This is a genomic window from Embleya sp. NPDC025285, from assembly GCF_055558835.1.
Genome location: NZ_JBVHLU010000042.1, coordinates 76,652 through 82,783, shown reverse-complemented (window position 1 = coordinate 82,783; position 6,132 = coordinate 76,652). Strand labels below are relative to the sequence as shown.

Sequence of the window (6,132 nt, the reverse complement as noted above, 5' to 3'; positions counted from 1 at the left end):
CGCTCGGGGCTTCGTGTCCCTCCGCTTCGCTCCGGGGCACGAAGCCCACGCTTGCGGCTCCGCCGCTCTCCGCGCTTCGCGCGTCGATCACTGGGGGTGGGCTGGGTCGGGGGCGCTGACGCGCCGAGGGTGGGCGTGCGGGTGGGCGTGCGGGGTTGGGGTTCGGGGTTGGGGTTCGGGGTGGGTGTGTGGGGTCGGGGGTGGGGGTGAGGTTTGGGGTGGGGGTGGGGGGTGGGGTTCGGGGTGGGGCTGCTTGGGGTGAGGGGTGGTGGGGGCGGGTCTACAGTCGACGGGTGGATTTCAGCGGCAAGAGCATTCCCGATACCGGTTTTCCCGATGACGACGGCAGTGCGGACCCGGCGCTGGCCGAGGCCCTGGCGGCTCGGGAGGTGGACGACGAGGCGGTCTCGCGGGCGCTGTGCCGGGCGCGGCTCCTGGTACCGGTCGTGGCGATCCTGGCCGAGGAGGAGGACGTCGCGCCGGGGGAGCTGCGGCGGGAGAAGTCCAGCGACATGGCGGTGCCCACGATTCAGGGGCCGGACGGGCGCCGGGCGCTGCCCGCGTTCACCTCGGTGGCGGCGTTGGCGCGCTGGCGCTCGGACGCCCGGCCGATTCCGGTCGAGGCCGCGCGCGCCGCGCACGCCGCGTACGCGGAGGAGGCGGACACGCTGCTTCTGGATCTGGCCGGGCCGCACCCGTACGAGCTCACCGGGAGTCGGCTGCGGGCGGTGGCGGAAGGGCGCGCGCACGTGGCGCCGCACCGGGATCCGGACATCCTGGGCGCGGTGCGGGCGGCGGTGGCCGAGGAGGTCGCGGTCTCGGCGGTGTACCTGACCGAGGGCGGCGGTCACGAGTTGACGCTGAGCCTGGTCGCGGCCGCGGCGCCGACCGAGGTTACCGAGGCGGCGCGGCGCATCGTGGGGCGGTTGGCCGAGGACGACGTGGTGCGGGCGCGCCTGGATCGCGGCCTGGACCTGGCGATGTTGCCTCCCGGCAGCGCCCTCGACGTGGAACCACTCTTCGCACGATGAACCCGGGTGGGTGCCTCCGGCGGCCGGATTGTCCGGCCGGGTTGCTCCGCGTGGGTGCCGGGCTGGGTCGGTCGCGGCCGGGTGCGGTTGCTGCGCGTCCGTCCGGGGTGGGTGGGCCTGCGGCCTGCTTGTCCTCGGGCGCCGGGCGGGCTGAGGGGGATGGCCCGGTCCGGTTGGAAGGCTTGCTTCCGTGCGGGTCGGGTCGAGTGGGTCGGCCCGGCCGGGCGGGTTGCTTCGTCTTGGTCTGGTGCGGTGGGCCTGCGGCCTGCTTGTCCTCAAGCGCCGGACGAGTTGAGGGGGATGGCTCGGATCCGCTGGAGGGCCTTCCCCGCGTCGGCCGGTTGGGTCGGTGGCGGCCGGGTGCGGTTGTTGGGCGTCCGTCGGGTGCGGTCGGCCTGCGGCCTGCTCGTGCTCAAAAAACGCCGGAGGGGCTGGATGGTGTGGCCCAGACCGGCTGGATGGGGGCCCGCGCCGGCTGGGTTGGAGGGTTGCCCCCGTGTCGGCCGGGCTGGGTGGGGTGTTCCTGTGCCGGTTGGGGTGGTGGGGTGTCCCCGCGCCGGGTGGGTTGGGCCGGCGCGGGGTGGGGGTCAGGTCAGGGGTGGACTGGGCCGGTGAGTTTTTCGCCGGGGCCCTTGCCTGCCTGGTCCGGGTGGGTGGAGGCCTCGCGGAAGGCGAGTTGCAGGGTCTTGAGGCCGTCGCGCAGCGGGCCCGCGTGGTAGGAGCCGACCTCGGGGGCCGCGGCGGTGACCAGGCCCGCGAGGGCGGTGATCAGCTTGCGCGCCTCGTCCAGGTCCTTGTGCGCCTCGCCGTCCTCGGCCAGGCCCAGTTTGACCGCCGCCGCGCTCATCAGGTGCACGGACAAGGTGGTGATGACCTCGACGGCCGGCACGTCCGCGATGTCCCGGGTCATGGTCTCGACCCGGTCGGGGTTGCCGGCGAAGTCGTCGGTGTGGCCGGGTGAAGTAAGTGGGGCGCTCTCGCTCATGTGCCCAGTCTCGGGTACGCCCAGGAATCGGGGAACAACGGGGCCCTTCGCCATGTTCCAGCCAGTGGTAGAGTGATGTATCGACCGACCGGGCATCTGCATGCCCGGCCTGCAAGCGGAGGCTCCGTCTCCCACCCGATCGACCTCACGGACGACGGGTACCGGTCCGGTGCGACGCACTTCGTGTGCGTCCGTTCCACGTTCGCCGCCCTGTGGGCGGCTTCGTCAGCCGGTGGTGGAGCCTCGCATGCAACCGTGCGAGGCTTTTTCGCGTTGCCTGGATGGCTTCACGGAAAACCTGGCTCGGGGGGAAGTTACACCGAGACACATGTGGCCGCTTCGCCCGCGGTCGCTTCAGGTATGAGGAGGCCCCATCAGCGCCGAGCCCCGCATCAACGACCGGATTCGCGTCCCCGAGGTGCGACTCGTTGGTCCTGGCGGCGAGCAGGTCGGAATCGTCCCGCTGGCCAAGGCCATGGAACTTGCCCAGGAGTACGACCTCGACCTCGTCGAGGTCGCGGCCAACGCCCGGCCGCCGGTCTGCAAGCTCATGGACTACGGCAAGTTCAAGTACGAGTCGGCCATGAAGGCCCGTGAAGCGCGCAAGAACCAGGCGCACACGGTCATCAAGGAGATGAAGCTCCGGCCGAAGATCGACCCGCACGACTATGACACCAAGAAGGGTCACGTCGAGCGGTTCCTGAAGCAGGGCGACAAGGTCAAGATCACGATCATGTTCCGTGGTCGCGAGCAGTCCCGGCCCGAGTTGGGCTACCGACTGCTGCAGCGCCTCGCGACGGACGTCCAGGACCTCGGGTTCATCGAGTCGAACCCGAAGCAGGACGGCCGCAACATGATCATGGTTCTCGGCCCGCACAAGAAGAAGACCGAGGCCATGGCCGAGGCCCGTGAGGCCCAGGCGGCCCGCAAGGACGCGCGCCGTGTGGCCGTCGAGTCCGGGGACGATCACCCCGACGAGACGGAAACCGCGGACGCTCCCGAAGCCGCCCCGGCCGAGGCCGCTCCGGTCACCGAGACCCCCGTCGCGAGCGACGCGGAGTCGAAGGCCGACGAGCAGGTCTGACCCGGAACGGGTCGCCCCGCGCCCGATTTGCAAACACACCTGTGCCTGCCCGGTCACCGCCGGGCGGGTGCGGCACGACGAGGAGACTGCGGCGACATGCCGAAGAACAAGACCCACAGCGGTGCCAGCAAGCGCTTCCGTATCACCGGCTCCGGCAAGGTGCTGCGTCAGCGTGCGGGTCGCCGTCACCTTCTCGAACACAAGCCCTCGACCCTGACCCGGCGCCTCGCCGGTGTCGTCGAGGTGGCCCCGGCCGACGCCAAGAAGATCAAGAAGCTGCTCAAGAAGTAGTAGGCAGCAGCAGTCGTCGCACCGGCTGACGAGAACCCACCGGTCGGCGACCGGCGACGGTCCCAGACTTACCCGGGCCGCGGTCGACACACCGCAGTCTGACATCAAGGAGTTCATCAAGTGGCACGCGTCAAGCGGTCAGTCAACGCCCACAAGAAGCGCCGCGTCATCCTCGAGCGGGCGTCCGGCTACCGCGGCCAGCGGTCCCGTCTGTACAGGAAGGCCAAGGAGCAGGTCACCCACTCCATGGTCTACAACTACAACGACCGCAAGAAGCGGAAGGGGGACTTCCGTCAGCTCTGGATCCAGCGCATCAACGCCGCTGCCCGCCTGAACGGGATGACCTACAACCGCTTCGTGCAGGGCCTCAAGGCCGCCGGTGTGGAGATCGACCGCAAGATGCTCGCCGAGCTCGCGGTCAACGACGCCCCGGCGTTCGCCGCCCTCGTCGAGGTAGCGCAGAAGGCCCTCCCGGCCGATGTCAACGCGAAGAAGGAAGACGCCGCGGCCTGATCGTCGACTCACGTCGTCGATGTCGCAGTACTTCTTACGTCGTTACAGGCCGAGAGCAGAGAACGGTAACGCGATGGCGAGCCCCGAGCTGACGTCCACCCGATCACCCCGAGTGGCGGCGGCCCGGCGGCTCGCCAAACGTGCTTTCCGGGCCCGTGAGCGGTTGTTCCTGGCCGAGGGGCCGCAGGCGGTCCGCGAGGCCGTGGCCCTCTCCGGGACGCTGCGCGAGTTGTACATCACCCCCGAGGTGGCCGAGCGCTACCCCGATCTGGTCGCGGGGGCGTCCGCCGCCCGGGTCCCGGTGTTCACCGCCACCGACGAGGTGGTCGCGGCGATCAGTCAGACCGTGACGCCGCAGGGCGTGGTCGCGCTGTGCCGGTTCGTGGACGTACCGCTGGAGAGCGCGATGGCCGCGCGGCCGGACTTGGTCGCGGTCCTCGCCAACGTGCGCGACCCCGGCAACGCCGGCACCGTGCTGCGCGCGGCCGACGCGGCCGGCGCGGAGGCCGTGGTGCTCACCGACGCGTCGGTGGACCCGTACAACCCCAAGGCCGTGCGCGCCTCCGTGGGCAGCCTCTTCCACCTTCCCGTGGTCACCGGTGCCCGGATCGAGGACACCGTGGCCGCGCTGCGTGCCGCCGGGCTGCGGATCCTGGCCGCCGACGGCGCCGGAGAAGCGGACTTGGACGGCGAGTTGGACGCGGGCGGGCTGAGCGGGCCCACCGCGTGGGTCTTCGGCAACGAGGCGTGGGGATTGCCCGAGGAGACCCGGGCGCTGGCCGACGCCGTGGTGCGAGTCCCGATCCACGGGCGGGCCGAGAGTTTGAACCTGGCGACCGCCGCGGCCGTGTGTCTGTACGCGTCCGCCCGCGCGCAACGCGGGCGCGGGGGTTGCCGCTCCGGGGTGCGAAGCGAGCGATGACCCCGACGTACCCGGCTTGACCACCGGTCGTGGGGGAACGAGACCGTTGCGTCCGGCGCATCCGGACGGCACGTCGCGCGTTGGGATAGTGTGTCCGGCCCGGAACTCCCTCGGGCCCGAAACGGGAAGGGGGCCGATGGACGCCGACATGCTGCCCGACGGCCTGGTGATCGCGGACGAGAACGGCATGGTGGTCACGTTCAACACCGCCGCCGCCCGGATCACCGGGACGCGTCCCGAGGACGCGCTCGGCAAACACATCGCGGACGCGCTGCCGCTGGAGGACCTCGAGGGCAGGCGTTGGTGGGTGTGCACCGACCCGTACGGCGGTCTGGGCACCCGGACCCGGCAGCCGGAGCGCAATCTGCTCCTGGCCGGCCGGGAGATCCTGGTCACCGCGTCCTTCGTGCGCGCAGACGGGCCGCACAGCCCGCTGGCCAAGCTCGTGGTGTCGTTGCGCTGCACCGACGCGCGCAGGCGGATCGAGCGCGGCCACTCCGATCTGATCGCCACCGTCGCGCACGAACTGCGCTCGCCGCTGACCTCGGTCAAGGGCTTCACCGCGACCCTGCTGGCCAAGTGGGAGCGGTTCACCGACGAGCAGAAGCGGCTGATGCTGGAGACGGTCGACGCGGACGCGGACCGGGTCACCCGGCTGATCACCGAGCTGCTGGACATCTCCCGGATCGACGCGGGCCGGCTGCAACTCAACCGCCAGGTCGTGGACATGGAAGAGGCGGTGCACCGGCACCTGCGCGCGATGGAGTGCAACGGCCTGCCCGACGAGCGCTTCGTGCTGGTGGTCGACGGGCCGCTGCCGAGCATGTGGCTGGACGCCGACAAGCTCGACCAGATCCTGGGCAACCTGCTGGAAAACGCGGTGCGCCACGGCGCGGGAACCGTCACCATCGAGATGCGCGCGGTCTCCATCGGGTCCGCGCCCGGTGCGCACGGGACGGAGATCACGGTGAGCGACGAGGGCCCGGGTATCCCGGACGAACTCCTCGACCGTGTCTTCACCCGTTTCTGGCGCGGAAACCGCCGCGGTGGCACCGGCCTGGGGCTGTACATCGTCAAGGGCCTGGTGCAGGCGCACGCGGGCACCATCGGCGTGGATCGCGCCGAGTGCGGCGGGGCCCGATTTCGATTTACCCTGCCGGCCGCGATGCCGGACGTCCTGATGTAGCAACGCGGGACGCTCCACCACACGTCGTCGCGGTTCGGCCGAGACACGCACGCCGATCAGGCGTCAGTAAACTCGGAGCGCGGACGTCGTAGGACGTCATTGCCGCCTCCACCACCGGCG

General features: G+C 71.0%; 7 protein-coding genes. 6 read left to right on the top strand and 1 reads right to left on the bottom strand.

Annotated features, from left to right (window positions below; genetic code table 11):
• The first annotated feature begins 293 nt into the window (after positions 1-293).
• A complete protein-coding gene (locus ACZ4FV_RS26805; RefSeq protein WP_465323424.1) occupies positions 294-1,031 on the top strand; it encodes an SseB family protein in 738 nt (245 codons plus the stop codon).
• Positions 1,032-1,623: 592 nt separating this feature from the next.
• Here ACZ4FV_RS26805 and ACZ4FV_RS26800 read toward each other — a convergent pair.
• Entirely contained in the window at positions 1,624-2,016 is a 393-nt protein-coding gene (locus tag ACZ4FV_RS26800; RefSeq protein ID WP_395872096.1) for a DUF1844 domain-containing protein, read from the bottom strand.
• Between the two features lie 418 nt (positions 2,017-2,434).
• Between ACZ4FV_RS26800 and infC the strand changes: the two genes are divergently transcribed.
• From infC to ACZ4FV_RS26775, 5 genes are all read left to right on the top strand, one after another.
• The gene (infC, locus tag ACZ4FV_RS26795) at positions 2,435-3,100 is read left to right on the top strand and encodes a translation initiation factor IF-3 (RefSeq protein ID WP_395872098.1); all 666 of its coding nucleotides are present in this window, start codon (positions 2,435-2,437) and stop codon (positions 3,098-3,100) included.
• Between the two features lie 96 nt (positions 3,101-3,196).
• The gene (gene rpmI / locus ACZ4FV_RS26790; protein ID WP_078978620.1) at positions 3,197-3,391 is read left to right on the top strand and encodes a 50S ribosomal protein L35; all 195 of its coding nucleotides are present in this window, start codon (positions 3,197-3,199) and stop codon (positions 3,389-3,391) included.
• Positions 3,392-3,511: 120 nt separating this feature from the next.
• The gene (gene rplT, locus ACZ4FV_RS26785; RefSeq protein WP_020552013.1) at positions 3,512-3,904 is read left to right on the top strand and encodes a 50S ribosomal protein L20; all 393 of its coding nucleotides are present in this window, start codon (positions 3,512-3,514) and stop codon (positions 3,902-3,904) included.
• Positions 3,905-3,977: 73 nt separating this feature from the next.
• A complete protein-coding gene (locus tag ACZ4FV_RS26780) occupies positions 3,978-4,826 on the top strand; it encodes a TrmH family RNA methyltransferase (protein WP_395872100.1) in 849 nt (282 codons plus the stop codon).
• A gap of 136 nt (positions 4,827-4,962) precedes the next feature.
• Positions 4,963-6,012, top strand: a complete 1,050-nt coding sequence (locus ACZ4FV_RS26775) for a sensor histidine kinase (RefSeq protein ID WP_395872102.1) — start codon at positions 4,963-4,965, stop codon at positions 6,010-6,012.
• Positions 6,013-6,132: the final 120 nt, after the last annotated feature.

What these genes read in the sequence shown, in the direction of transcription:
- ACZ4FV_RS26775 (WP_395872102.1), top strand. Translation starts at nt 4,963, where the DNA reads ATGGACGCCGACATGCTGCCCGACGGCCTGGTGATCGCGGACGAGAAC.
- ACZ4FV_RS26780 (WP_395872100.1), top strand. Translation starts at nt 3,978, where the DNA reads ATGGCGAGCCCCGAGCTGACGTCCACCCGATCACCCCGAGTGGCGGCG.
- ACZ4FV_RS26800 (WP_395872096.1), bottom strand. Translation starts at nt 2,016, where the DNA reads ATGAGCGAGAGCGCCCCACTTACTTCACCCGGCCACACCGACGACTTC.
- rpmI (WP_078978620.1), top strand. Translation starts at nt 3,197, where the DNA reads ATGCCGAAGAACAAGACCCACAGCGGTGCCAGCAAGCGCTTCCGTATC.